Here is a 25,350-nt window from a genome sequence, read left to right on the forward strand (position 1 = left end):
GTCGCCACCGGCGGTTTCAGTGCTAACCGCGAGATGGTGGTGAAATATCGCCCGGAACTGGATGGTTTTGTGACCACCAACCATGCGGGTGCGACCGGCAGCGGGATTGCCTTGCTAGAGAAACTGGGCGCGGACACGGTGGATATGGGTGAAATCCAGATCCACCCGACGGTGGAACAGACCACGTCTTATCTGATTTCCGAAGCCATTCGCGGCGGCGGCGCGATCCTGATCAGCCAGGCCGGAAAGCGTTTCTATAACGAGATGGAAACCCGCGATAAAGTCTCGGCTGAAATCATCGCCTTACCGGAGAAAAGTGCGTGGGTGATCTTCGATGAACAGGTGCGGTCGAATAACAGAGCGGCTGACGAGTATATCGCCAAAGGCTTTGTGATAAGCGCGCCAACGCCGGAGAAACTGGCAGTAAAACTCAATATGGATCCTCACACGTTGTCGGAAACCCTGCTGCGCTACAATCTGTTTGTGGTGGAGAAAAAGGACGAAGACTTTGGCCGTACCACTGCGCTGCGCCATCCGCTCAATCAGGGGCCGTTCTTTGCTATCCGCATCGCGCCGGGCGTGCATCACACCATGGGCGGTGTGACCATCAGCCCGGATACCGCCGTGCTTGATGTGCAAAAACAGGTGATCACCGGTGCCTGGGCCGCAGGCGAAGTGGTCGGCGGCATCCATGGCGCAAACCGCATCGGCGGTAACGCTGTCGCCGATATCATTATCTTCGGCATTCTCGCCGGTAAGAATGCGGCGGCGCTGGCGAAGCGGTAAACGACAGAAGGTTAATGCTTTAAAATGAAAAACCCACGTGTGAGCGTGGGTTTTTTTATGGGGAACGGATGCCTCAGCCGAAAGCCTCCCGCACCGCCTGAATAAAACTGCGGATCTTCACGGTCTGTCGCAGACCGGCGGGTGTGAGGATATGCATGGGTCTTGACGGCCCGTCGTAATCAGGCAATACCTGCACCAGTCGTCCGGCGTTGATCTCCTCGCGCAGCACATCTTCCGGCCCCAGCGTCACGCCATATCCGCTGACGGCAGCATGCAGCAGTGCGCGCCAGTCATTCGAGCGCAGACGGCCCTGCGGATGGATTTCCTGCATTCTGCCTTCCTGGTAAAATTGCCAGCGGCAGGGGGCCTGTGGCGACCAGATTCCGTAAACCAGACAGGAATGCGTCGCCAGTTCCGCCGGGGTTTCCGGTGCGCCATTTTGTGCAAGATAGCCCGGCGAGGCACAGGCAATCAGCCGGTATGGCTGCAGCGGATAAGCAATCATCTGGCTGTCACTCAGTTCGCCAATGCGCAGGATCACCTCATAGCCTTCCTCGACCGGATCGACCATGCGGTCGCTGAGCGTCAGTTCAATCTGCGTCTCCGGATACTGCGCCAGATAATGCGTAATGAAAGGTGCCAGTGACGACGTGCCGAAGGTGACCGGCGCATTCACCCGTAACGTGCCGGAAGGTGTGACTTTCATCTCCAGCGCGATAGCATCCGCTGCCTCGGCCTCTGAAAGCACGATTTTACAGCGCTCATAATAACTGCGCCCGATGTCTGTCAGGTGCTGACGCCGCGTCGTGCGGTTGATCAGTGCCGTCCCCAGCCGCGATTCCAGCCGGGCGATATGTTTGGCCACCATCTGCGGGGAAATGCGCAACGCTTCTGCTGCTGCCGCGAAAGAACCCAGATCAGCGGTTCTGACGAACACGTTCATGCTGGTTAAGCGATCCATGATTCCCTCTTGTTTGTTGTTTGTTTATGTCTGTGGTGGCGATTTATCAATGTTCAGTGTGGAATTATTCTTACCCTATCGACAACAAAATGAAAGGTAAGAATCATGAAAATAGGCATTTTGGGTGCAGGGTTCGTAGGCAGGGCGGTGGCAAAACTGGCGATCAAAGCCGGACATCAGGTGATGCTGAGTAATTCTCGCGGTCCTCAGACGTTGTTCAGCCTGAAGCCGATGATCGGTTGCGAAATCGGTACCGCGACGCAAGCGGCTGCTTTTGGCGATATCGTGGTGATTGCCGTGCCACTGACGGCTATCGGACAACTGCCCGTGGCGGAGATTGCCGGAAAACCGGTCATCGATGCCGTAAATTATTACCCTGAACGTGACGGTCAGGTGGCAGAACTGGACGATCAGACAACGACTACCAGCGAATATCTCGCGGGCTTCCTGCCGCATTCAGAAATCACCAAAGCATTCAATGCGATTCAGATGACCGATCTCGAAAACGACGGTTTACCCGCTGGCGACCCGCAACGTCGCGCTCTGCCCGTAGCCGGTGATGATGCGGAAACGAAAAAGGCGGTGATCGCGCTGTATGACGCCTTTGGTTTTGACGCCGTCGATGCCGGCGCTCTTTCCGAAGGCTGGCGCTTCCAGCGCGGCATGCCGTCTTATTGTGTGCGGATGACCGAAAGTGAATTACGGGCGGCGCTGGAAGGCGCAGTAAGGCCGGAACCTGCGAGAAGATAAATGGGTGGTTTTATCCCTCTGAAATTTTAAATGTGCTTAGGCTTAGATAACGTTTAAAACCCCCACCCAACTTCCCCCTTCACCGGGGGAAGCGTTGATCAAGCCATCAGCGAGCTTGGCTTTTCTTCTGCCTTTAAACCCCCTCCGGCACCCACGCGCCCTGCAATTTCACCTGCGGGAAGCCTGCGGTCAGAATGCGCAATTCGGCATCGCGCGGAGTGTTGTCGCCCTGGCCCTGAATGCTGACGATGTCCTGCGGGCAGGCGGAGAAGGCGACGTAGCAGTCCATTTCGGCGCGCAGGATAATGTAGTCGCCAGGACGCGTCACCACCGGTAAGGTTTTCAGGGTACGGCCATCCGGCTGAACCTGAATGTTCATGAAGATGTTGAACGAGGCCAGATTGCCGTGCGGCAGTGTTACGCCCAGTTCCGCCATGCCTTCAAACAGGTTGTCGTGGCAGTTGCGGTGCGGTTCGGTGCAGCCGAGTAACTCGTAACGACGCGCATCGCACGCGGCCATAAAGGTGTCGTGCACGCCGGGTGAGGTGTCGGCGACCAGCGTCAGAATCGGGTGGCGCTGGCTGGTGATAAAGCTGTCACCGATCTGTGGATTCAGCCGCTGGTTCCAGACACGGGTGGCTTCCATACACATATATTCACTGACGTCTTCGGCGTTATACGCCCAGCAATCCACCACCTGGGTGCCGTACAAATTCACCACCTGCACGGCTTCGCCTTTCGCCAGACGCACGGCTTTACCGTGGCGGGCGGCAATCAACTGGATGTCACGATGCTCAAATTCAGCCGACATTTTTTTCTCCTGATTAATGTTGCATGCTGCGACGGTAGCGCGTCATGCGAAATTCAATATGGCGCGCCAGCCAGTCAATCAGACTGTTCAGCACCCAGTAACACAGCGCGACCGTGAGATAAATCTCCAGCGGCGCGTAAGTCTCAGAAATCGCCTGTCTGGCGGCGTACATAAACTCCTGCACCGATACAATCGACAGCAGGGCGGAGTCTTTAATCAGGCCGATCATCAGCCCGACCAGTGGCGATAACATCTGCGGCAGCGTTTGTGGCAACACCACGTCGCGAAGTTGTTCCGTGCGGCTCAGCCCTAAAACACGACAGGCTTCCCACTGGCCGCGCGGTAACATCTCAATCGCCGAGCGTACGACCTGCGCGATATACGGCGCGTAATATAACGTCAGTGCCAGCACGCCGACCTGCGGCGAGGTAAAGGTGATGTCGTATTTCGGCAGGACGAAATAGAGCAGATAAATAACGATCAGCAGCGGAAGCGCCAGCGTCAGGCTGGTGTAAAGATGCAGCAACCGTTGCCAGAATGGCGGGGCACGCATCAGCGCGACGGCCATCAGCGTGCCCCATAACAGCGAGCAGATCGCCGCAATGGCACAGAGTTTTAACGTGGCAATCATGCCTGCGCCGAGCGACGGTAATGCGGTAAGAATTGCCTGCCAGTCCATTACGCCATCCTCCGCTTGGCTTCCAGATGCCGTACCGCGCTGATCAGCGGCAGGGCGATCAGCAGATACCCGGCTGACACCAGCAACAGCACCTGAGTGGCGTCGTAAGTGCGGGCGATAACGATTTGTCCGGCATAGGTCAGTTCGGTCAGCGCCACCACGGACGCCAGCGGCGTAGTTTTCAGCAAAATCGTAAACTCGTTCACCAGCATCGGCAGGCTGGCGCGGATCACCTGCGGGTTGATCACATACCACCACGTCAGCCAGCGGTTCAGCCCCAGCGTGCGCGCCGCTTCACGTTGTCCGCGGGTCACCAGACTCTGATTAACCCGCAAGATTTCCGCGACGTACGCCCCGCTGTTCAGGCCAATCGCCAGCACCGCCGCCAGCATTGGCTGACCGCCGAGGCCGAGACGCGGCAGGGTGAAGAACACCACAAAGAGCTGCACGATAGCCGGTGTGCCACGCATCAGGCTGACATACAACCGCCCGGTGACGCGCCACAGCCAGGCATTGCGTAGCTGGATAAAGCAGATGATTTGCCCGCACACCAGGCTCAGCAGCGCTGCCAGTAAGGTAAGTGTCAGCGTCATCAGCAGGCCATGGCCTAATTCGGGAAGTGCTGCAATCACCTGGTCATCCAGCCCCAACATGCGTTATTCCTCGTCAAATGCTGACAGATTTTCCGCGACCGAAAGCTTCAGCGGCGCGGGTTTATCGTTGCCTTCAATACCGGTGCAGCAGGCAGAAACCACAAAGACGGTATCGGCCACCACGCGACAGGTAATGCTGTCGCCCGGCTGCGTGCGGTTGGTTTCCGGCAAAATATCACCTTCTCGCGTCAGCCGGACGTGCATGAACAGATTGATGGGATCCGGCAGTTTCGGCACATTCATGCCCAGCCGTGCCAGTTCACTTTTTACCGACTCAATGCAGCCATCCCCCTGATAACCACGCTCAGCCAGCCATGCGGTGGTCGAACCCGGCAGCAGCAGGTCGTGGCGTTTTACGCTGTCCTTGCCCAGTACCATTACCGGACGACGGCGGTTATTCACCAGACGCATCCCAGAACCCAGCAGATAGCTGTTGCTGAATACGCGGGTGTGATGAACCGACAGCCAGACAGCAGGGTCGCTCAGGCTGAAGCCAAACAGTGAGGCCACCGCACCTTCGCCCGCTGCCGTGATGCGCAACAGTTGCCCGCGCAGCACGCGAATGGAGCCCGTCTCACCGGCTTTGATATCCACCGGCCCGGCCAGCGGATGGACTTCACTTTCGGCCCAGGCCTCACGCATTAACAGCATGCTGAATCTCCCCGTGGTAATGATTGCTGACCTGAATATCAACCGGCGTGACCTGCAAACCGTTGCCGGGAATGATGTCCTGCGGGCAGGACGACACTGCGCAAATCAGGTCACACAGCGCTTCAAAGACAATACAGTCACCGGCTTTACTGTTCGGGTCAGTGACTTCCATGCGGCCATCGGCGGTGACCGGCCCGTTCTGGAACAGGTTGAACGGTTCCGGCAGGCTGAAATAGGTCACGCCGCGTGCCTTCATGCCCTCAAGCAGGTTATCGACGCAGTTGCGATGGCCTTCAACACCGAAATCGATACTGAAACGCGTGCGGTCGCAGGCCGGAACATTGGCGTCATGAATACCAATGGTGTCGGCGATGATGCGCAACATCGGGCGGTTTTCACTCGACCACAGCGCATCTCCGGGTTTGAAGAACAGCGAGCGCAGATGCTGACGCGTATGCACCGGCGACAGTTTTTCATTCAGATCAGCGGCATTCACGGCCACAAAATCGGCGGCCTGCTGACCTTCGGCATCAATGACGGTAATAAATTGCCCTTTGTTCACGGTAAAGGTTTTGCCGTGACCGGCGGGCACCGTCAGCAGGGATTGGCACATAACTTACTCCTGAGGAATGAAATCGCTGGCGGGCACGGTAAAGGTGGTGCCGAGATACTGTTTTTGCAGCGTGGTGAGTTCGCCGTCTTTCTGCATCGCCAAAATATGATCGCTGATGGCTTTGTTCAGGCGGGTGTCGTCTTTACGTGTTGCCCACGCCATCCACTGTGACGGGCCAGCTTCGCCAACCTGAGCCACTTTGTTCGGGTATTTTTTAACGATCGGCGCGAGCACCGAAATGTCGTCAAACACGAAATCGGCGCGTTTAGTCATCAGCGTGCTGACGGTCTGATCCAGCGTATCCACGCTGATGATGGTGATCGGCTTCTTGCCTTCTTTGGTCAGCGTTTCGTTAAAGCCCTTGAGCAACTGTTCCGGCACGCTGGCGCTTTTCACGGCTCCGCTCAGACCAGACAACTGTTCCGGCGACAACGTTTTGCCGCTGAATTTTTTCACATCGGCCTCGCGCACCAGCACACCATTGACGGTTTTGCTGTAAGGCACCGTGAACAGCACTTTTTTGGCGCGTTCGGCGGTGACGTTAAGAGAAGAACCTTCGGCATTGAATGAGCCGGAGATCAGGCCGGGCAGAATGCCGCTGAACGCGGTTTTCTGAAACTCCAGTTTCACGCCGAGGTCTTTGGCGAAAGATTGCATGATCGCCACGCTGTAGCCGGTGATCTCGCCTTTATCGTTGGTGAATTCATAAGGCGGGAAGGTCGGGTCGATGCCGACGGTGATTTTACCGCTGCTTTTGATGTCTGACAGGGTGTCAGCTTGTACGGTGCCAGCCGCGCCAGCAGTGATTAAAGCGGCGATCAGCAATGCTATTTTTTTCATTATGGTGATTCCCTGGTGTTGGTGAAATGTCACTGACCACAGAGCAGTTTCCATGCCACTTTTTTAATCAGTCGCAGCCTGAATATGACGGGAAACATTTTTTTCTTCCATAATCAATAAGAAACAAATGTTTCTTATTTTAATATTTATATTTCTCAGGTTTCATCAGGAGGCGTGAAAAAGCGGCGGAAAGATCCGCCGCTGCACTGATTTGGGGATAAGTGTTCAGCCGTTGCGCCAGTGCGGCGCATTACTCCAGTTCTTCGAGGCTCTGGTGCAGGGTTTCGATGGTGGCGAGATGGTAGCTGCCGGTTTTACCCATGCGACGGGCGACCAGTGAACAGAGCAGGTTACAGACGCCGGAAAGCGCCACGGTGCTGTCGAAAATCAGATTAACGTCGGTATGACAGCGCAAGACCCAGTTGGCATATTTCGCCGGTTTACCCGCCAGCACATCGGAGATATACAGCATCGGCACCTGCATGTCAGCCAGGGCACTCATGGCGGTTTCCAGTGCAGGCATACGGCGGCGCAGCCCGACGCAGATCACCACATCCTGCGGGCCAAGCGCTGCCAGATGTTCTGCCAGCGAATCACCGGCGCGCGGCAGCAGGCGTACGTCGGGGTGAACGTGGATCAGGTCGCGGTAAATCAGCATGGCGATGGTCTGACTGTGACGCCAGCCCATCACCACCACACGCTTCGCGTTGGCAATGGCCTCCACGCAGGCTTCAAGCTGGTCATCTTCCAGTAAACGGAACGTGTTCACCAGGCTGGAGACCTCTTTTTCCAGATGATTTTGTATCAGCGTGCCCAGGGGCGAAGCGCTGGGTGCGGCCTGAAGATACAGAGGCGAGCCACTGTTTTGCATTTCACGCGCCTGACGGCGGGCAGCATCGTAACTTTCATAACCGATATGGCGAAAGAATCGCGTGGCAGTCGCTTTGGATACGCCCGCGCTCTGCGCCAGTTCAGTCGCGGTATTCATCGCCAGCTGGCCCGGCGCGGCTAACAGGACATCGGCTAAACGTTGTTCGTGCAACGAAAGCTGATCCCATTGCTGCCGGATACGGCTTTCCAGCGATGCCGTTTTTGCGCTCATGAATGATCCCCGGAAAGAAAAAACTCATCCTGCACAGAACGTGCCGGATTGTCATGCACAATCTTTATCGCGGTATTGACAGTGCACCGGGGATGATGGTTGTATTATACAACTATCAGTCAAAATCCCGGGTAAACGCATGCCAGATCACGCCTTAATCGAAGAAATCCGTTCCTCCTCGCGCCTTATGGTACGCGAGCTGGGTTTTATGAACGCCACGCTGGCGGCCACAGAATATTCACCTTCTGCCGTACACAGCCTGGTGGAAATTGAAAATCAGGGCGCCATGACCGCCGCGCAACTGGTGCAGATCCTCGGGCTGGAAAAATCCAGCGTCAGCCGCATGCTTGCCCGTTTGCTGGCAGCGGGTGAACTGCAGGAAGTGCCGTCGGAAAATGATGCCAGAGTGAAACAACTGATACTGACGGAAAAGGGCAAGCAGACGGTCGGGCGGATCAATGAGTACGGTGCGATGCGCGTGATCAAGGCGCTGGAAAATCTGGATTCTGCGCAGCAACAGGCCGTCGCAAAAGGCCTGGCGGCGTATGCCCGCGCCCTTGAACGTTGTCGCGACGGGGACCCGGTCGCGCCCCAACACAACATTGAAATCGTCACGGGATATCAGCCGGGCATGATTGGCCGGATTGCGGAAATGCATGGCACGTATTACGCCAGTAATTACAACTTCGGGCATTTCTTCGAGGGAAAGGTTGCCAGCGGACTGGCAGAGTTCTGCGGGCGTTTGCATGAACCCTGCAACCAGGTCTGGCTGGCGGTCAGCAACGGGCGGGTGGTCGGTTCAGTGGCTATCGATGGTCAGGATCTGGGAAATAACGAAGCCCATCTGCGCTGGTTTATTCTTGATGACCGCTGCCGGGGAACGGGCATGGGCAGAAAACTGCTCAGTGAAGCGATAGCGTTTTGCGACGGGCGCGGATTCGACGCTGTTCAGCTCTGGACCTTCAGCGGCCTTCATGCTGCGCGACGTCTGTATGAATCCTTTGGTTTCGAACTGCTGAAAGAATGGCAGGGCGACCAGTGGGGCATGACGATGACCGAACAACAGTTCACCCGCCGGTCACCGCTTCATTCCGCTGTGACCTTTTCAGCTTCAGTTAAAGGCGATTTTATTGATTTATGAATATTTGCTACAGGAACCGGTTTTCCGAGGAAATAGCCCTGACCAATATCACAGCCGAGTTCCTGTAAAATAATCAGCTGACTTTTATATTCAATGCCTTCAGCAACCACTTTTACGTTGAGGGCGTTGGCAAGGGAGAGAATAGAGCAAACAATCTTATTTTGTTTCTCATTAGTCTGGAATGTATCAATAAAACTTTTATCAATTTTTAATGTGTCAAAGGGAAAGTCACAGAGCTGAGAAAGGCTTGAGTATCCGGTGCCAAAATCATCAAGAGCAATTTTAACGCCTGCGTCACGGAGTCTTTTAAGTGTATATCTGGCCAGATGTCTGTTGCTAAACAGCGCGCTTTCCGTGACTTCAATTTCCAGTTGTTCTGGCGGGAAACCCACATCATCAAGAATACCTATGATTCTTGATTTAAGATTTTTGTCACATAAAAGTAAAGGTGAAAGATTAAAGGACAACCGTTTGTCGGATGGCCATTTTAGCGCTTCAAGACATGCCTCCCGCAAGAGATATTCTGTCAGTTCTGTTATTGCTCCGGTGTCTTCAGCAAGCGCAATGAACTTCGACGGCGGGATGAACTTTCCCGCCGAGATTTCCCATCGGGCAAGGGCTTCAAAGCCTATGATTTTTTCTGATTTTAGATCCACTAAGGGCTGATAATGACTCACAAAAACTTTGTTTTTCAAGGCTGATTTAAAATCACGTTCCAGTTGTGCCATGGATAATAAAGATTCTTCCATGCTCGCAGAGAATGCCCTGATCTGCTCTCTGCCAGCTTTTTTAGCAACATGCATTGCACAATCGGATTGTTGAATCACTTTCTTAAGATCGCACGAATCTTCCGGGGATCGTGAAATACCAATATTGGCAGAAATATTAAAGGTAAATCCATCCAGATTAACCGGTGAACACAGGCTACGCATAACGCGCCCGGACAGTGAGGTCAGGTCGGTTTTGTCAATATTGGGTCTCAGGACAAGAAAATCATCGGCGGCTAATTTATAAACACAGCCAGGGAAAATATTCAGCAGTCTTTCTGCTACGATCTTAAATATCTCATCATGATAGTCATGACCGAAAATATCATTAATATCCTTCAGTCTGTTTATTTCAATGGTGAACACACCAAAACTACTTTTGTTTTCGTGGTTATATTGTGCGATGGTGGAGTTGAGTATGATTGTATTCGGCAGCCCTGTTACCGGATCATGACATTCAACCCAATGAAAATTCTTTTCAGCTTCCATTCTCCTTGCTATTTCCTTTTCCATTGCTTTTATTTTTACAAAGGAAAAAATCAGCCCAAGAAAACCCGTTATATTCAGGGCGATGAAAACTTCATCTAAATTATAGACTTCATATGCCTTAAAAAAATAATAGAAAACTTCATTCATATTAAAATAAAGGGAAAATAAATAGGTTGCTATGAGTATCCCTATCCATACATAAAGCTCGACTTTTGCCTTATTGCGAAGCTTCTTTAACATATGCAACCTCAAAATAAGTTAACAGAGTCAGTAAAATCATTTATCTGCATGTGTTATCGGCATTCTGATGGGGCTATTTAGCCCGGATAAGGTTTTTTTTAAATAAAGGGGCTACTTATTATGATTTTTGCGGGGGTGATCACTCTGGGCAACGGCACAGCGGAAAGCTTTTATCGTCCGTAAATGACCTTATAAGCGTGAAGTCAGGGGGATTTATGATAATAAAATCAGGATGTCATCAGTAAGGTACGTCTGTGTTTAGGGTATGAAGGCCACCGGCCGGACAGGGCCGGTGGCCTGATATTACTTGATTTCGGTGACGAAGTTTTCACGGCTGCGGCGAACTTTCTTCAGGTTCACCAGCCAGTCGCCTTCGTGGGCGCGGTAGCCCAGCGGCAGGATCACCACGCTGCGCAGGTTTTTGTCTTTCAGGCCCAGGATTTCATCCACGGCAGCAGGATCAAACCCTTCCATTGGCGTCGCATCCACTTCTTCAAACGCGGCGGCGATCAGCGCGGCGCCCAGACCGATATAGGCCTGACGTGCAGCGGCCTGATAATTCGCTTCGGTACCGCGTTCAGCGACAATGCTCAGCAGTTTCTGGCGGTAGTTTTCCCAGCCTTCGTTTTTAAAACCGCGAACCTCGTTGGTCAGGTCGAACATCATGTTCACGCGTTCTGGCGTGATGTCATCCCATGCCGCGAACACCAGCAGGTGGGAACAGTCGGTGACCTGCGCCTGATCCCAGGCAACGGTGCGGATTTTTGCGCGGATATCCGGATTAGTGACTACCAGCAGTTCGAAGGGTTGCAGACCGCTTGAGGTCGGTGCCAGACGCACGGCCTCAATAATGTTTTCAATCTTTTCAGCCGGAACCGTTTTGGCCGCATCAAACTTCTTGGTTGCGTAGCGCCATGCCAGTTTTTCGTTTAAGGTCGTCATCTTTTTTTCCTGAAGGATAAATTTGGAGGCGGGGGATTGCCTGTGACAATTATTCCCAAATAGCCGCCCGATAATCGCATGAACCGAATCCGGGAGTTTATACTTTTGAGCCTTGATAAAGACCGCCGTCAGTGAAAATTTGCAGGGTTAGCACACAGTTGTCAGCCGCTGGCGAAAAAATAAACTCAACGCTATCCCTGTAAACAGGCTACTATGAATCTAATTGCCCGCTGAGGGTGACTCATCTTTTCGGCCTCCCTGTCCCTTACCCATTTTCTTATCAAGTGAACTCTCATCGCAGCTCAGGCAACTGCCTTATCGGGTCCGCCTAAGGTATGCTGACATGAAAAATGCTGTGATTAACTGGTTCAAAATTAAAAGAGCACCCCCTGTTATTAGCCATACCCGGCGTCATCGCGCCAGCGCACTGGCGCACCCCGTACCGATCAGCGCCGAGCTTTTCTCCGCAGATCAGATGGAACGGTTCGGCGGCAAACTCGCACTCTCCCACAAACTCTCCGGCAAAAAACTTCCTTACTACCTGCTAAAGCGCCTCGACGATAACGAAAAGGTTTTAACGCGCAGTTGCCTGATCCTCAGCAGTGGAGAAAAAGCGGGCATTACCCCGGCCGGTGAATGGTTACTCGATAACTTCTATCTGATCGAAGAACAAATCCGTCTGGTGCGCCAGCTGTTACCGAAAAACTTTGGCAAGGGGTTGCCTTCACTGGGTTTACCGCATTCCTGCCCGCGCATTTATGACATTGCGACCGAGGTTGTCAGCCACAGCGACGGCCTGTGGGACATCAAAACCCTGACCCGTTTTCTCTCGACTTATCAGAGTGTGCGCCCGCTGACGCTCGGGGAGTTATGGGCGTTTCCGGGTATGCTGCGCCTGGCGCTGATCGAGAATTTACGCCGGGTCAGTATTGAAGTGGCGAATGCGCAGCAGGAACGTAATCTGGCCGATTTCTGGGTCAATAAATTGCAGGACAGCGCGGAAAACGATCCCGCCAGTCAGATCATCGTGATTGCTGATATGGCGCGCACCAATCCGCCGCGTAGCAGCGCTTTCGTGGCCGAACTGGTGCGCCGGTTGCAGGGGCACGGTTCGATGCTGGCGCTGCCGCTGACCTGGGTAGAGCAGCGGCTGAGTGAAGTCGGGCTGACCCAGCGTGAAGTGATCGATAAATTTAATCAGCAGCTTGCTGCCAGCCAGCTTTCTGTCAGCAACAGCATTATGGGTTTGCGGCAGTTGACCGAAATGGACTGGGCAGAATTCGCCGAAAACCTCAGCGTGGTGGAGAAAGTCCTGCGTGAGGATCCGGCCGGTATTTATGCCTCCATGCACTTTGATACCCGCGATAACTACCGCCATCAGATTGAACAGTTGTCGCGCCATTCCCTGCACGATGAGGCGTTTGTCGCCAGCCGTGCGGTGGCGCTGGCGCAACAGGCAACGGATTCCTTTCAGCAACAACATGTCGGTTACTATCTGATTGATGCCGGGCGCAAGACGCTGGAGAAAGATTTGCAGGTGAGGTTTTCACTGCAAACCCGCATCCGCAGCCGCCTCAGCCAGACACCGCTGCTTTCGTGGCTCGGCAGCCTGCTGCTGCTGACCACCGCCATCACCGCCGAGGTGCTATATCACACCGTGCATCCCGGCATGCACTGGGCATGGTGGCTGTTACTGGGGCCGGTAGTGCTGGTCGCCAGCCAGTTTGCGCTGAATCTGCTCAGTGAAATCACCACCCGTAGCCGCACACCGCAACCGCTGCCCCGACTGGAATTCGTCGGCGGCATCCCGGAACACGCCAGTACCCTGGTAGTGATCCCCTGTCTGCTGGGTAGCCGGAAAAATATTGATGCACTGATCAGCAGCCTCGAAGTCTGTTATCTCGGCAATGTTCTGTCACACCTGAATTTTGCGCTGCTCACCGATTTTCACGACAACCCTGAACAGCACAACGAGGACAACGATGCGTTGCTGAGCTACGCCACGCAGCAGATCCAGACCCTCAACCGACGCTATACCGACGCACAAGGGCCGTTATTTACGTTGTTGCATCGCGACAGTGAAATGAATGCGGCGCAGAGCGTGTGGATGGGATATGAGCGCAAACGCGGCAAGCTGAATGCGCTGAACCGCTGGTTGCGCGGCGAAGGTGAGCCGTTCTCCCGGGTGGAAGGCCGCACACAGGCGCAACTGCGCCAGGTGAAATACGTGATCACCCTCGACAGCGACACGGTGCTGCCGCGTGCGACTGCACATCAGCTGGTCGCCGCCATGGCCCATCCGCTCAATCATCCGGTTTATGACACTGAACGCCAGCGGGTGATTTCGGGCTACGCCATTCTTCAGCCCCGGCTGGCCGAAGAAATCCCCGAAAACGGGCAGGGGCGTTACGCCGCATTATGCAGCAGCGTGCCGGGCAATGATCCGTATTCGTCGATGTCCTCCGATATCTATCAGGACTTATTCGGCGAAGGCTCATTTGTCGGCAAAGGGATTTACGACGTTGATATGTTCATCCGGGCAACAGAAAATACCTGCCCGGAAAATTTAGTGCTCAGTCACGACCTGCTGGAAGGGTGTTATGCGCGTTCGGGCATGCTCAGCGATGTGGTGTTATACGAGCAGTATCCGGATCATTATCTGGCGGATGTGGCGCGTAAAACCCGCTGGATCCGTGGCGACTGGCAATTGCTGAACTGGCTGGGTTTTCGTGTCACGCAGGAAGATGGCACGCGGACCCGCAACCCGCTGACCACGCTTTCCCGCTGGAAATTGTTCGATAACCTGCGCCGCAGCCTTATCGCTCCCGCGCTGCTGACCCTCATTTTTTGCACGCTGTTGCTGGTGCCGAACAAGCTTTACTGGCTGGGCTTTATCGCCAGTATGCTGCTTTTCCCGGTGGTGGTCGCGCTGGTGCTGGATCTCTTCAACAAAGGCTCACGCCGCAAGGTCATTGCCCATCTGAAAAGTGTGGCATCCGCTACCCTCAGCCGTTGTTCGCGGATTTTGCTCCAGTTAATGACTCTGCCGCACGAAGCCGTGTATTCAATACACGCCATTTTGCTGACCTTGTGGCGGCTGAATGTCAGCCACAGGATGTTGCATGAATGGGCGAGTGTGAATATCGGCGAGAAATCCCGTGCGCACTCGCAGGTCTATTTCTATCGCCGGATGTGGGCGAATCTGCTGGCAGGTGTGGCCGTGATTATACTGGCCGCCGGTGCGCATCCGCCGTTACTGTGGTTTGCCTTGCCGCTGGGTCTGCTGTGGCTTGTCGCGCCGCTGGTGATGTGCTGGATGAGCCGGCCTGCCGTCAGGCAGAAACCGGGCATTGATGCGCAGCAACAGCGTTTCCTCCGTCAGACCGCACGTGAAACCTGGTACTTTTTCGAAACGTTCGTCAACGCTGAGGAAAACTGGCTGCCGCCCGACAATTTCCAGGAAATTCCGCAGCCGGTGATTGCGCACCGTACCTCGCCAACCAACATTGGTCTGTCGTTGCTGGCGAATATCACCGCGTGGGATTTCGGCTACATTACGCAGGGTGAGGTGCTGGAACGTACCAGCCAGACACTCGATACGCTGGATAAACTCGAGCATTTTCGGGGTCATCTTTATAACTGGTACGACACGCGCACGCTGGCACCGCTCAATCCGCGCTACATTTCCAGCGTTGACAGCGGCAATCTGGCCGGGCATCTGCTGACGCTCAGCAGCGGATTACGGTTATGGCGCACGCAGCCCGCGCTGAATATGACCGCGTGGCTGGCCGGGCTGGCCGATACGCTGAACATGGCGGAAAGCCAGACCGATGAACCGCTGATGACTAAACTGCGGGAAAGCCTGAAACAGGCCACCGCAGCCAAAGCCGCTGAAAGTATTACCTACCTGCAGGATATGCACGGCCTGATCGCTGCGTCGGCGCAGGGCTGGCAACAACGGCTGGCAACACAGCTCGCGACCGGCATTAAAGAGTGGTCAGATTTTTATGGTGCGCTGCCGGCGGAGGCTCAAAACCAACCTCTGCCAACGCTGCACTGGCTGGCGCAACAGGATGCCCGGACGTCACCGCTGTTATCCCGCACTATCGGGCTGGCGCGCCAGCGGCTGGACATCATCGGTGAACTCGAACAGCGCCTGAACGAGCATGCGCACATGGATTTCCGCTTCCTGTATGACAAAAATACCCACCTGCTGACCGTCGGTTACAATTGTGACGCCCATAAAATGGACAGCGGAAAGTACGATCTGCTGCCGTCGGAAATCCGTCTGACGAATTACGTCACCATCGCCACCAATCAGTTGCCGCAAAAAAGCTGGTTCGCCTCGGGCGTCTGTTCACCGTGATCGACAAACAGCCGTCGCTGATGTCGTGGAGCGGCTCAATGTTTGAATATCTGATGCCACAACTGGTGATGCCAGCGTATCCCGATACGCTGCTGGTGCAGATGTGTCAGACCGCCGTTGACCGGCAAATTGCCTGGGGTAAGGAAAATAACGTGCCCTGGGGGATTTCTGAATCAGCGTATGCGGCCTTTGATCTCAACCAGAACTACCAGTATCACGCCTTCGGTGTGCCGGGCCTCGGTCTTAAACGCGGCCTGGGTGAAGATATGGTCGTCGCGCCTTACGCAACGATGATGGCGCTGATGATCCGCCCGCAGGAAGCCTGTGTGAATCTGCTGGAACTGGAGAATTGCGGCGCCCGCGGTGAATACGGTTTCTATGATGCACTGGATTACAGTCCGTCGCGTCTGGTGCGCGGGCAGATTTACATCGTGGTGCGTTCCTACATGGCGCACCACCAGGGCATGGGATTCCTGGCGCTGGCTAACGTGTTGCTCGGCGCGCCGATGACCGCACGCTTTGCGGCCAACGCGGCATTCCAGTCCGCCCGTTTACTGTTACAGGAACGCGTGCCGGATGCCGTCGAGCTTTACAGCCCGCGTCGTCACTTCGAATCGCACGACAATATGCTGCAAAAAGTGAACGTGGAACTGCGTGAATTTACCGACGTCGACAGCCCGTCACCGGAAATTCAGCTGCTTTCCAATACCCATTACCATCTGATGGTCACGCAGGCGGGCGGCAGTGTCAGTCGCTGGAAAGACCTGACCCTGACCCGCTGGCGCGAAGATGCCACCCGCGATAACCGCGGCATCTTCTGCTACGTCAGCGATCCTGAATCGGGCGCAGTGACCAGTAATACCTGGCAACCGCTCGGTAAACAGAAGGGAACCTACCACGCGGTACTGACCGATTTTGGCGCAGAGTTTACCCGTACCCGCGGCCTGCTGACCCTGCAGACGCATATCGTGGTATCACCGGAAGATGACGTCGAAATCCGCCGTATGACGGTCACGCATAATGGCCGCCATTCGCGTACGCTGGATATCACCACGTATGCCGAAGTGGTGCTGGCACCCGCCGCCAACGACGCGGCCCATCCTGCGTTCAGTAATTTGTTTGTACAAACCGAACTGGTGCCTGCGCAGGAGGGGATTCTTTGTCACCGGCGACCACGCGAACCGGATGAAGCCTGTCCGTGGATGTTCCATATGATGGCTATCCACGGTGCGGTGGAACGGGAAACGTCATTTGAAACCGACCGCGCGGCCTTTATCGGGCGTGGCAACACCGCCGCCAGTCCGCAGGCAATGCAGAAGGGCGGAACACTCGGTAACAGTGCCGGTGCGGTGCTGGATCCGGTGATGGCGATTCGTCAGCGCATCCGGCTCAGACCCGGTGTGCCGGTGATTATCGACATGGTTTACGGCATCAGCGACACACGCCTGCAAAGCCTGATGTTGCTGGAAAAATATCGCGACCATCATATTGCTGACCGGGTATTTGAAATCGCCTGGTCGCACAGTCAGGTAGTGCTGCGCCAGCTTAATGCCTCGGAAGATGATGCCGGGCTGTTTAACCGTCTGGCGGGGGCGCTGATTTTTGCCAGTCAGGAAATGCGCGGCGATGCACAGTCGGTCGCCGCCAACCGTCGCGGGCAATCCGGTCTGTGGGGACAGTCGCTTTCCGGCGATCTGCCGATTGTACTGCTGACCATGACCAGCAACGAAAATATCGGGCTGGTGACGTTGCTGATCCGTGCGCACCATTACTGGCGTCTGAAAGGATTAAAAGTCGATCTGGTGCTGTTGTGTAATGATTCCGGCGGTTATCAGCAGGCGCTGCAAAACCAGATCCTCAGCCTGGTGGCATCCGGCGCGGGGTCCAGCCAGACCGATATTCCGGGCGGAATTTTCGTGCGTAACGGCGAGCAGATGACACCGGATGACCGCATGCTGCTGATGAGCGTGGCGCATGTGGTGATCGACGACCGCCGTGGCAGTCTGGACGATCAGCTGAATCAGCGGACACAAACACCGCTCGTTTCCCTGCCCGCGTTGGTGCCGGTGCGTACGGTCAATGACAGTCAGCCGGTGATGTCGCCGCCACGTGAACTGGCCTGTTTCAACGGGCTGGGCGGTTTCTCGCCGGATGGTCGTGAATATCAGATTGTGCTTAACGAAGGTCAGACCACGCCTGCCCCGTGGTCGAACGTGCTGGCAAATGCCAGCTTTGGTACGGTGATTTCAGAAAGCGCGCAGGCGTATACCTGGTATGAAAATGCCCACGAATACCGCTTAACGCCGTGGGAAAATGACCCGGTCAGCGACAGTTCCGGCGAAGCCTTTTATCTGCGCGATGAGGACAGCGGCAGCGTCTGGTCGCCTGCACCGTTACCGGTTCGCGGCATCGGCGGTTACGTCACCCGCCATGGTTTCGGTTACAGTTGCTTCGAACATACCGAGCGGGGCATTTCCAGTGAAATGACGGTATTAGTTGCCGAACATGCGCCGGTCAAACTGATTATCATGACCCTGACTAACCTCTCCGGCAGGCCGCGCAGATTGTCGGTGACCGGTTATGCCGAATGGGTGATGGCGGATTTACGTGCCAAGTCCGCGATGCATATCGTGACCTCGGCCGCGCACGTAGTAAAAGGTTGCGGCGTACTGGCGACCAATCATTACACCAGCAACGGCTCTGAACGCACCGCTTTCTTTGCGGTCACCGGCGCACATTGCTCGGTCAGCGGTGACCGTCGCGAGTTCTTTGGTCGCACCGGTTCTGCGGCCATGCCCGCAGCCATGAAAAATCAGCGTCTTTCCGATAAAACCGGTGCGGCGCTGGATCCTTGTGGCGTGGTGCAGTCGGCCACAACGCTTATCGACGGCGACCAGCGCACCTTTATTTTCGCGCTGGGTCTGGGGCAGAATGCCGCAGATGCCGAAGCGCTCATTCATCAGTATCTTGAGGAAGGCGCGGCGCAGGCTGAGCTGGATCGCATTCATCATCACTGGCATCAGGTGCTGGATAAAATTCAGATCACCACGCCGGATAAATCGGTTGATTTGCTCGCCAACGGCTGGCTGATTTACCAGACCTTAGCCAGCCGGATCCTGGCGCGCAGCGGCTATTATCAGTCCGGCGGGGCGTTCGGTTTCCGTGACCAGTTGCAGGATACGCTGGCGCTAAGCCACGCGGCGCCGGAACGGATGCGCGAACAGATCCTCTTATGTGCGTCGAGGCAGTTCATTGAAGGCGATGTCCAGCACTGGTGGCATCCGCCAACCGGCAACGGCGTGCGTACCCGCTGTTCTGACGACTATCTCTGGCTGCCGCTGGCCATCAGCCATTACATCACGGTCACCGGCGATCATGGCATTGCCGAAGAATCCGTGCCTTATCTCGAAGCACGTTTGCTGGAGGCGGGTGAGGAGTCGTTCTACGAGCAACCGCAGGTCAGCGCAACGCAGGAAAGTCTCTGGCAGCACGGTGTGCGTGCGCTGAAGAATGGTCTGAAAATGGGTGAGCACGGACTGCCGCTGATGGGCGCGGGAGACTGGAATGACGGCATGAATCTGGTGGGGCTGGGCGGGCGCGGGGAAAGTGTCTGGCTGGGCTTTTTCCTCTACGACGTTCTGCAACGTTATGGCGCACTGGCAGAAGAGCGTCAGGACATCGCTATCGCCACCCTGTGCCGCGAGCAGTCGGCGCTGCTGAAGCAAAACCTCAACAACCATGCGTGGGACGGTGAGTGGTATCTGCGCGGTTATTTCGACAGCGGTGAAACGCTGGGTTCGCATATGAACGACGAATGCCAGATAGATGCTATCGCGCAAAGTTGGTCGGTGCTTTCCGGAGCCGGTACACCTGAACGCACCGCCAGCGCCATGCGGTCAGTCGATCAGCGTCTGGTCGATAACGATGCGGGGTTGATCAGATTACTGACGCCACCATTTGACGGCAACGGCCCGAATCCGGGATATATCCGCGGATATCTGCCGGGTGTGCGTGAAAACGGCGGGCAGTATACCCACGGAGCTATCTGGGCGGTGATGGCGTTTGCCCGACAGGGCAACACCGAACGCGCCTGGGAACTGATGTCGATGATTAACCCGATCAATCACAGCCTCACGCCGGAGGCGGTCAGCCGCTATAAAGGGGAACCGTATGTGATTTCCGCCGATATTTATTCGGTAGATCCGCACAGCGGTCGCGCGGGCTGGAGCTGGTATACCGGTTCTGCGGGCTGGACATACCGGTTGATCACCGAATCATTGCTGGGCATTACACGCCATGGCGATGCTATCGCCATCCACAGCAAATTGCCTGCGCTGTGGCCGGAAGTCACGGTGACGTATCAGCAAGGCAGCAGCCGTTACCTGATAACGGTACGGCACAACACAGGCGACTACTGTGTCACGCTGGATGGCCATGCCCTGGACGGTGATCTGATCCCGCTGACGGATGACGGTAACGAGCATCAGGTGGTGGTCGAACTGGGGAGCCGGGCAGAAAATGCGTAAACAGGTAATGTGAAGCATTAGTTTTCTGGATATCATTGTGATTCCTTATCATCTAAACGTATGGTTCTTAGCGGATTGCAGCCGCATCTGAAACCGGAAGTCGGGAGAGGCAGGGTCAGTAAACTGCCGGGAATTTATGATGAAACAGCCAGGGCGATTCAATGCAACCAAAGCGGATCCTGATTATTGAAGATGATGCCGATGCGGCAGACGTTCTCGATGCGTATTTAAAACGCGAAGGATATGACGTACAGATTGCCGGCGACGGCATTTCCGGGCTGGAGCATGCGCTGCGCTGGAAGCCGGATCTCATTTTGCTGGATGTGATGCTGCCCGGGATGCGCGGCACTGATGTGCTGGCATCGCTGCGGCGTGAAAGCAGCACGCCGGTGATTATGGTGACGGCGATGGGCGACATGCCCGATAAAATTGGCGCGCTGCGCTTCGGTGCGGATGATTATGTGGTCAAACCTTACAACCCCGGTGAGGTGGTGGCGCGGGTGCAGGCGGTACTGCGTCGTGTGGCGACAGGCGAAAACAACACGTCTGCTGTGTTGCGCTGGCAGGGTCTCGACGTGGATGTCGGGGCGCTGACGGCGGCGGTTAGCTCTGCCTCGGGCGAACCGCATTATCTTGATCTAACCCCGACAGAATTTGGCGTACTGAGCACATTAATGCGGGCACCAACACGCCCGTTCTCACGTCAGTATTTGCTGGAGCATTGCCTGCCGGAAAGCGAGGCGCTGGAAAGGGTGGTTGATACGCATGTCTATAATTTGCGTAAAAAACTCGAATCTGCAGGCATCGTTAACGTGTTAGTTAATGTGCGCGGCGTCGGTTACCGGTTCAGACAGCCATGAACCACCACTCTCACTATCAGTCCCTGTGGCGCTGGATTTGTGTGCGGATCCTGACGCTGGCCATCGGCAGTGTCGTTGTGATTGCTCTGTGCATGTGGCTGCGTTTTGTCATTGAGAATCTTTGGGTATTGCACCATATGTCTCCCGCACTCAGGGCAGAGTTTTACGTGCTGCGGGATAATCCGGATCTTAATCTTGCGCGGTTTCATGAGATTGTCGATCAGGGCTGGGGGGCGCGTTACTCCGATCCCTCCATCGCCTCGGCCGACTGGATCATGGTTGGCATCCTGGTCGTCGTGGTGACGCCGTTTATCGCTATTTTGGGATTAAAAGCCGCGCGACCGCTTTCGTCACAATTCAGCCGTCTGGCCCAGGTGGCGCGTGCGGTCACGCAGGGAGATTTTAATACGCGGGCTGAGCCGGTGAAAAATGCGCCGGCGGAACTGATTCAGTTCACGGATGATTTTAACGCCATGATGTTGCAACTTTCACGCTATGAGCGGGAGCTGCGGGCCTCCCATGTGGCGATGGCGCATGAACTGCGCTCACCGCTCACGGCGGCGGTGGGGCGTTTACAGGGCATGCTGGACGGTGTTTTCCGCCCGGAGCCGCAGCAGTTGCAGATGGTGATGACACAGCTTTTGCATCTGAACCGTCTGATCGACGAACTGCATCTGCTGTCGCTGGCGGATGCCGGTCAGCTTAACCTCAGCAAGACAGAACTGGATCTGGCAGATCTGCTGCGCGAGCGGATGACCTGGCTGAAACCTCAGTCGACGAAAGCCGGTTTTGACATCGCCCTGACGCCGGAGACGCCGTGCCGTTATGTCGGTGACCCGTTCCGGCTCGGGCAGGTATTTACCATTCTGATGGAAAATGCGCTGCGTTATGCGCAGGAAGGACGGCGTCTGGACATCGCCATCGCGCCCCGCAATGGCGGTTATGACATAACGTTCCGGGACAAGGGTCCGGGTGTGGATGACAGTTTTCTGCCTGTTATGTTTGAACGCTTCAGCCGGGCGGACTCTTCCCGCGCACGACATTCCGGGGGCAGCGGATTGGGTTTATCCATCGCCCGTGCGATTTGTGAAGCGCACGGCGGGGGGATCCATGCGGAGAAGAGAACGCACGGCGGGCTGATGGTCACGGTCAGTTTACCGCTGCCGGAAAACAGCCAATAAAAAATTCGCACTGTAATAAAAAAGGGATGCTGAATGCATCCCCTTTTTATATCCGTATCAGAAGTCGTACGTCATGGAGACTTTGAGCGCGCGCGTTTTTCCCTGATAAATATAGGTTCCGGTGCTGTCGATATTTGACCAGTATTTTTCATTGGTCACGTTATCAACACCGGCACGCCAGACCATATCATTCTGGTTGATTTTGGTGCGGTAACGCACGCCAAGATCCAGAACGGAATAAGCGTCGATTTTCTTCGTGTTGGCTGAGTCTGCCCACTGTGAGCCGGAATGGTTCACCAGCGCGGTGGCCGTCAGGCCGTCAACCGGTTTGATGTCATATTCCGCACCCAGCACCAGGTTGTAGCGCGGCACGCCAATCGCATCTTTACCGTTATAGGTGTTGTCTTGGGTTTTGGTCATTTCCGGATCAATCCAGGTCGCGCTGCCGTTGAGACGCAGGCCCAGCACCGGTTCGCCAAAGACGTTCAGCTCCACGCCCCGGTTACGTTGTTCACCGTCCAGATTGTAGAATTTATTGCTGTCCAAAATGCCTGACGGTTTTTTGATTTCAAATAATGCCAGTGAACCGCCTGCACGCCCGAAGTCCGCTTTTACACCCACTTCGTTCTGTTTTGAATGGGCAATGCCGGTGGTTGAACCGTAGTTTTTCGCGTTATTCGGTGCCACATCGCCCGGCTGTAAAGACTCGGTGTGGTTGGCGTACAGGGAAATCACCTGCCACGGTTTATACACAACCCCGTACGTCGGCATCCAGCGGCTGTCGCTGTAACGTGATGACACGTCTTCAGCGCCGGTCGCATTGCTGTAATTACGGACGATCACTTTCTGATGACGGGCGCCGACGGTGAACAACAGGGTATCATCCAGGATGCCCATCGTGTCGGTTAACAGATAGCCCTGAGTCCGGTTACGCCCGGTGGTCAGCGGGTCGTCATAATTACCGCCAGACAGATTAGGTGTCGGGTTCGGGACATTCGTGGTGTGATAAATATTGGTGTTTTCAGCATTGGCACCGTAGGCCATACGCCACGCCGTATTATTGCGTGAAGTCAGGGCGGAATAACCAAAATTCACCTTGTGGGTGATGAAGGCGGTATCGAAATTGCCGCGAATTCCCGCCATTCCGCTGAAATTATTGATGATGCGGTTGGTATCCAGACGACCAATCGTTGCCGTTCCGTCAGCATCTTTCAGCGCAGGGGAAGCATAGTCGCCGGTTTCATGCGAATGCTGTGCGCCAACGCCGCCATACACTGTCCAGTCATCAGTCACATCATATTCCGCTTTGGCCATACCAAATTCGGACTCAATATTGCTGTATACCCAGTCCTGACTGTAATTGTGACTGTTGGACGGCACTTCCGGGATGAAATCCACACCACTGATATTCACGCCAAGACGGGCGTCGTGGAAGGTTTTCTTTTGATAGCCCATGTCCACAGAGGTACGAAGGCGGTCACCGCGATAATCGAGGCCCAGTGAGGCTGCGGTGGTGCGTTTTTTCTCACCATCAATACCGGTTTCGCCTTCACGGTTAACGGCATTCAGACGGACACCGAACTGGTTGTCATCGCCAAAACGACGGCCCAGATCCAGGGTGCCACCAACCTGAGAAGAGGAGGTGTAATCCACGCCGACACGGGTCAGTGGCGCGTCATCCGCATGCTTCGGCTCGAGGTTGATCATGCCGCCTACGCCACTTGTCGCCGCGCCGTTCAGTAATCCGTTCGCACCTTTAAAGATTTCTACGCGGTCGATTAACGACGCATCCATCACCTGACGCGGCACCACGCCCGGCAATCCGCCATACGTCATGTCATCGCCATCGAGCTGGAAGCCACGAATGCGGTAGGTTTCGGCGAAGTTGCCGTATCCCTGCACGTTCTGGACGGTGGCATCATTGCGCACCACGTCAGCAATGGTCCGCGCCTGCTGATCCTGAATCAGTTTTGACGTGAAGCCGATGACGTTAAACGGCACATCCATTGCCTTCTGTTCGCCAAGCATGCCGAGGCGACCACCATGCGCCACCTGACCGTCCAGATAGGCCGGAACCAGCTCATTGCCGCCGGGTTTGAATTCATTATCCGGCGTACTGACGATAGTCATGGTATCGCCTGTCGCCGCCGTTGAGCTGGTCGCCGGAGCAGGGGCGGTGGCCGCCATCGCAGGCATGCAGCTTACGCTGACGAAGAGTGCCAGCAGGGTCGGTTTAAACCCTGTGGGTGAAATTTTTTCGCGCATAATGTAACCCTAATGTAAAAAGGACTGAGAATCATTATTATTTGAATTTGCGATTATGCGCATGGCGTTTTGGGATGCAAGAAAAATATCAGGGGACTAACTTATGTGGCGTAAATCGCCTCGTTCATCATAAAAAATCCACGGCATCGCGTGGATTTGGGTGAATACCGGGGTTTTTAGTTTTGCTGGAGGAGCGGAGCGGAATCGACCCTATTTCTTCTTATTCAGCATCGCCTGTAAATCGGCAAACGGGTTGTAGGTGGCGGCACCGACATCATCTTGCGCATCTTCACCGGCCACCACCGTTGAACCGTACTGATCTGCTTCTGTGTACTTCGAGTGTTCGTGGTCATGACAATACAGGCACAACAACTCCCAGTTACTGCCATCTTCCGGATTATTGGTATGATCATGGTCGATATGGTGAACCGTTAATTCACGCAGGTTTGAATACACAAACTCCCGCGAACAACGTCCGCACACCCACGGATAGATTTTTAGCGCTTTCTCGCGATATCCGCTTTCCAGACGCTGGTAGTTTTTTGGGATCAGTGCCATTGAGATGTTACCCGTTACAAAGAGAAAATTTACGATAGTGCCCTTAATATATCCCGTAACAGAGCGGAAGGAGAAATAAAAGAGGGAGCTGAGGGCGATTTTAGGGGGGGGATAAAAAAGAAAAATCCACGCAAGGGCGTGGATTCTGTGTGGAGCGGAAACTGAAGTT

17 protein-coding genes and 1 pseudogene are annotated in these 25,350 nt (G+C 55.1%); 6 read left to right on the forward strand and 12 right to left on the reverse strand.

Annotated features, from left to right (window positions below; genetic code table 11):
- A partial coding sequence (locus UC14_RS25420; protein WP_157962161.1) for a flavocytochrome c occupies positions 1–786 on the forward strand: 786 nt, incomplete at its 5' end.
- Between the two features lie 73 nt (positions 787–859).
- Here UC14_RS25420 and UC14_RS25425 read toward each other — a convergent pair.
- A complete protein-coding gene (locus UC14_RS25425; protein WP_013575616.1) occupies positions 860–1,747 on the reverse strand; it encodes a LysR family transcriptional regulator in 888 nt (295 codons plus the stop codon).
- Positions 1,748–1,852: 105 nt separating this feature from the next.
- On the opposite strand from UC14_RS25425, the gene UC14_RS25430 reads away from it, so the two are divergent.
- Positions 1,853–2,497 carry an NADPH-dependent F420 reductase gene (locus UC14_RS25430; RefSeq protein ID WP_112198675.1) on the forward strand — a complete coding sequence of 215 codons (645 nt, stop codon included), beginning with the start codon at positions 1,853–1,855 and terminating at the stop codon, positions 2,495–2,497.
- A 133-nt stretch (positions 2,498–2,630) separates the two neighbouring features.
- Here UC14_RS25430 and UC14_RS25435 read toward each other — a convergent pair whose 3' ends face one another.
- The 7 genes from UC14_RS25435 to UC14_RS25465 form a co-directional block, all read right to left on the reverse strand.
- Complete coding sequence (locus UC14_RS25435) at positions 2,631–3,308, reverse strand: DUF1989 domain-containing protein (RefSeq protein ID WP_112198676.1); 678 nt, start codon at positions 3,306–3,308, stop codon at positions 2,631–2,633.
- Between the two features lie 13 nt (positions 3,309–3,321).
- Complete coding sequence (locus UC14_RS25440) at positions 3,322–3,987, reverse strand: amino acid ABC transporter permease (protein WP_112198677.1); 666 nt, start codon at positions 3,985–3,987, stop codon at positions 3,322–3,324.
- The gene (locus tag UC14_RS25445; protein WP_013575612.1) at positions 3,987–4,640 is read right to left on the reverse strand and encodes an amino acid ABC transporter permease; all 654 of its coding nucleotides are present in this window, start codon (positions 4,638–4,640) and stop codon (positions 3,987–3,989) included. Before UC14_RS25445 ends, UC14_RS25440 begins: the two co-directional genes overlap by 1 nt.
- Before the next feature lie 3 nt (positions 4,641–4,643).
- The gene (locus UC14_RS25450) at positions 4,644–5,291 is read right to left on the reverse strand and encodes an urea carboxylase-associated family protein (RefSeq protein ID WP_112198678.1); all 648 of its coding nucleotides are present in this window, start codon (positions 5,289–5,291) and stop codon (positions 4,644–4,646) included.
- Positions 5,275–5,904 (reverse strand): DUF1989 domain-containing protein, encoded by a 630-nt coding sequence (locus tag UC14_RS25455; protein WP_112198679.1) that lies wholly within the window; start codon positions 5,902–5,904, stop codon positions 5,275–5,277. Before UC14_RS25455 ends, UC14_RS25450 begins: the two co-directional genes overlap by 17 nt.
- A 3-nt stretch (positions 5,905–5,907) precedes the next feature.
- Positions 5,908–6,744 carry a transporter substrate-binding domain-containing protein gene (locus tag UC14_RS25460; RefSeq protein ID WP_112198680.1) on the reverse strand — a complete coding sequence of 279 codons (837 nt, stop codon included), beginning with the start codon at positions 6,742–6,744 and terminating at the stop codon, positions 5,908–5,910.
- Between the two features lie 250 nt (positions 6,745–6,994).
- Positions 6,995–7,846, reverse strand: a complete 852-nt coding sequence (locus UC14_RS25465; RefSeq protein WP_013575608.1) for a MurR/RpiR family transcriptional regulator — start codon at positions 7,844–7,846, stop codon at positions 6,995–6,997.
- A gap of 139 nt (positions 7,847–7,985) precedes the next feature.
- Here UC14_RS25465 and UC14_RS25470 point away from each other — a divergent pair, with 139 nt between their 5' ends.
- A complete protein-coding gene (locus tag UC14_RS25470) occupies positions 7,986–8,987 on the forward strand; it encodes a bifunctional helix-turn-helix transcriptional regulator/GNAT family N-acetyltransferase (RefSeq protein WP_013575607.1) in 1,002 nt (333 codons plus the stop codon).
- On the opposite strand, the gene UC14_RS25475 is transcribed toward UC14_RS25470, so the two are convergent.
- Together UC14_RS25475 and UC14_RS25480 are read right to left on the reverse strand one after the other, a co-directional pair.
- The gene (locus tag UC14_RS25475) at positions 8,933–10,483 is read right to left on the reverse strand and encodes a bifunctional diguanylate cyclase/phosphodiesterase (protein ID WP_112198681.1); all 1,551 of its coding nucleotides are present in this window, start codon (positions 10,481–10,483) and stop codon (positions 8,933–8,935) included. The two genes, UC14_RS25470 and UC14_RS25475, sit on opposite strands and share 55 nt — an antisense overlap.
- 303 nt (positions 10,484–10,786) lie before the next feature.
- Entirely contained in the window at positions 10,787–11,425 is a 639-nt protein-coding gene (locus tag UC14_RS25480) for a nitroreductase family protein (protein WP_013575605.1), read from the reverse strand.
- Between the two features lie 343 nt (positions 11,426–11,768).
- Between UC14_RS25480 and UC14_RS25485 the strand changes: the two are divergent.
- The 3 genes and pseudogenes from UC14_RS25485 (at position 11,769) to UC14_RS25495 (ending at position 22,358) form a co-directional block, all read left to right on the forward strand.
- A pseudogene (locus tag UC14_RS25485) lies at positions 11,769–20,317 on the forward strand (GH36-type glycosyl hydrolase domain-containing protein).
- A gap of 161 nt (positions 20,318–20,478) precedes the next feature.
- The gene (locus UC14_RS25490) at positions 20,479–21,177 is read left to right on the forward strand and encodes a response regulator (protein ID WP_112198682.1); all 699 of its coding nucleotides are present in this window, start codon (positions 20,479–20,481) and stop codon (positions 21,175–21,177) included.
- On the forward strand, positions 21,174–22,358 hold the full coding sequence (locus UC14_RS25495; RefSeq protein WP_112198683.1) for a cell wall metabolism sensor histidine kinase WalK: 1,185 nt from the start codon (positions 21,174–21,176) through the stop codon (positions 22,356–22,358). The genes UC14_RS25490 and UC14_RS25495 overlap by 4 nt, the downstream gene beginning before the upstream one ends.
- Before the next feature lie 57 nt (positions 22,359–22,415).
- On the opposite strand, the gene UC14_RS25500 is transcribed toward UC14_RS25495, so the two are convergent.
- The gene (locus UC14_RS25500; RefSeq protein WP_112198684.1) at positions 22,416–24,623 is read right to left on the reverse strand and encodes a TonB-dependent siderophore receptor; all 2,208 of its coding nucleotides are present in this window, start codon (positions 24,621–24,623) and stop codon (positions 22,416–22,418) included.
- A 210-nt stretch (positions 24,624–24,833) separates the two neighbouring features.
- Positions 24,834–25,181, reverse strand: coding sequence for an HNH nuclease YajD (gene yajD, locus UC14_RS25505; protein WP_013575600.1), 348 nt, complete (start codon positions 25,179–25,181; stop codon positions 24,834–24,836).
- Positions 25,182–25,350: the final 169 nt, after the last annotated feature.

Source organism: Rahnella sp. NRRL B-41462 (assembly GCF_003263525.1).
In the GTDB taxonomy this organism is placed as follows: Bacteria; Pseudomonadota; Gammaproteobacteria; order Enterobacterales; family Enterobacteriaceae; genus Rahnella; species Rahnella aceris.

Bases quoted from the DNA above. Each gene is read 5' to 3' on its own strand.
- UC14_RS25425 (WP_013575616.1), bottom strand. From the start codon at position 1,747: ATGGATCGCTTAACCAGCATGAACGTGTTCGTCAGAACCGCTGATCTG.
- UC14_RS25430 (WP_112198675.1), top strand. From the start codon at position 1,853: ATGAAAATAGGCATTTTGGGTGCAGGGTTCGTAGGCAGGGCGGTGGCA.
- UC14_RS25435 (WP_112198676.1), bottom strand. From the start codon at position 3,308: ATGTCGGCTGAATTTGAGCATCGTGACATCCAGTTGATTGCCGCCCGC.
- UC14_RS25440 (WP_112198677.1), bottom strand. From the start codon at position 3,987: ATGGACTGGCAGGCAATTCTTACCGCATTACCGTCGCTCGGCGCAGGC.
- UC14_RS25445 (WP_013575612.1), bottom strand. From the start codon at position 4,640: ATGTTGGGGCTGGATGACCAGGTGATTGCAGCACTTCCCGAATTAGGC.
- UC14_RS25450 (WP_112198678.1), bottom strand. From the start codon at position 5,291: ATGCTGTTAATGCGTGAGGCCTGGGCCGAAAGTGAAGTCCATCCGCTG.
- UC14_RS25455 (WP_112198679.1), bottom strand. From the start codon at position 5,904: ATGTGCCAATCCCTGCTGACGGTGCCCGCCGGTCACGGCAAAACCTTT.
- UC14_RS25460 (WP_112198680.1), bottom strand. From the start codon at position 6,744: ATGAAAAAAATAGCATTGCTGATCGCCGCTTTAATCACTGCTGGCGCG.
- UC14_RS25465 (WP_013575608.1), bottom strand. From the start codon at position 7,846: ATGAGCGCAAAAACGGCATCGCTGGAAAGCCGTATCCGGCAGCAATGG.
- UC14_RS25470 (WP_013575607.1), top strand. From the start codon at position 7,986: ATGCCAGATCACGCCTTAATCGAAGAAATCCGTTCCTCCTCGCGCCTT.
- UC14_RS25475 (WP_112198681.1), bottom strand. From the start codon at position 10,483: ATGTTAAAGAAGCTTCGCAATAAGGCAAAAGTCGAGCTTTATGTATGG.
- UC14_RS25480 (WP_013575605.1), bottom strand. From the start codon at position 11,425: ATGACGACCTTAAACGAAAAACTGGCATGGCGCTACGCAACCAAGAAG.
- UC14_RS25490 (WP_112198682.1), top strand. From the start codon at position 20,479: ATGCAACCAAAGCGGATCCTGATTATTGAAGATGATGCCGATGCGGCA.
- UC14_RS25495 (WP_112198683.1), top strand. From the start codon at position 21,174: ATGAACCACCACTCTCACTATCAGTCCCTGTGGCGCTGGATTTGTGTG.
- UC14_RS25500 (WP_112198684.1), bottom strand. From the start codon at position 24,623: ATGCGCGAAAAAATTTCACCCACAGGGTTTAAACCGACCCTGCTGGCA.
- yajD (WP_013575600.1), bottom strand. From the start codon at position 25,181: ATGGCACTGATCCCAAAAAACTACCAGCGTCTGGAAAGCGGATATCGC.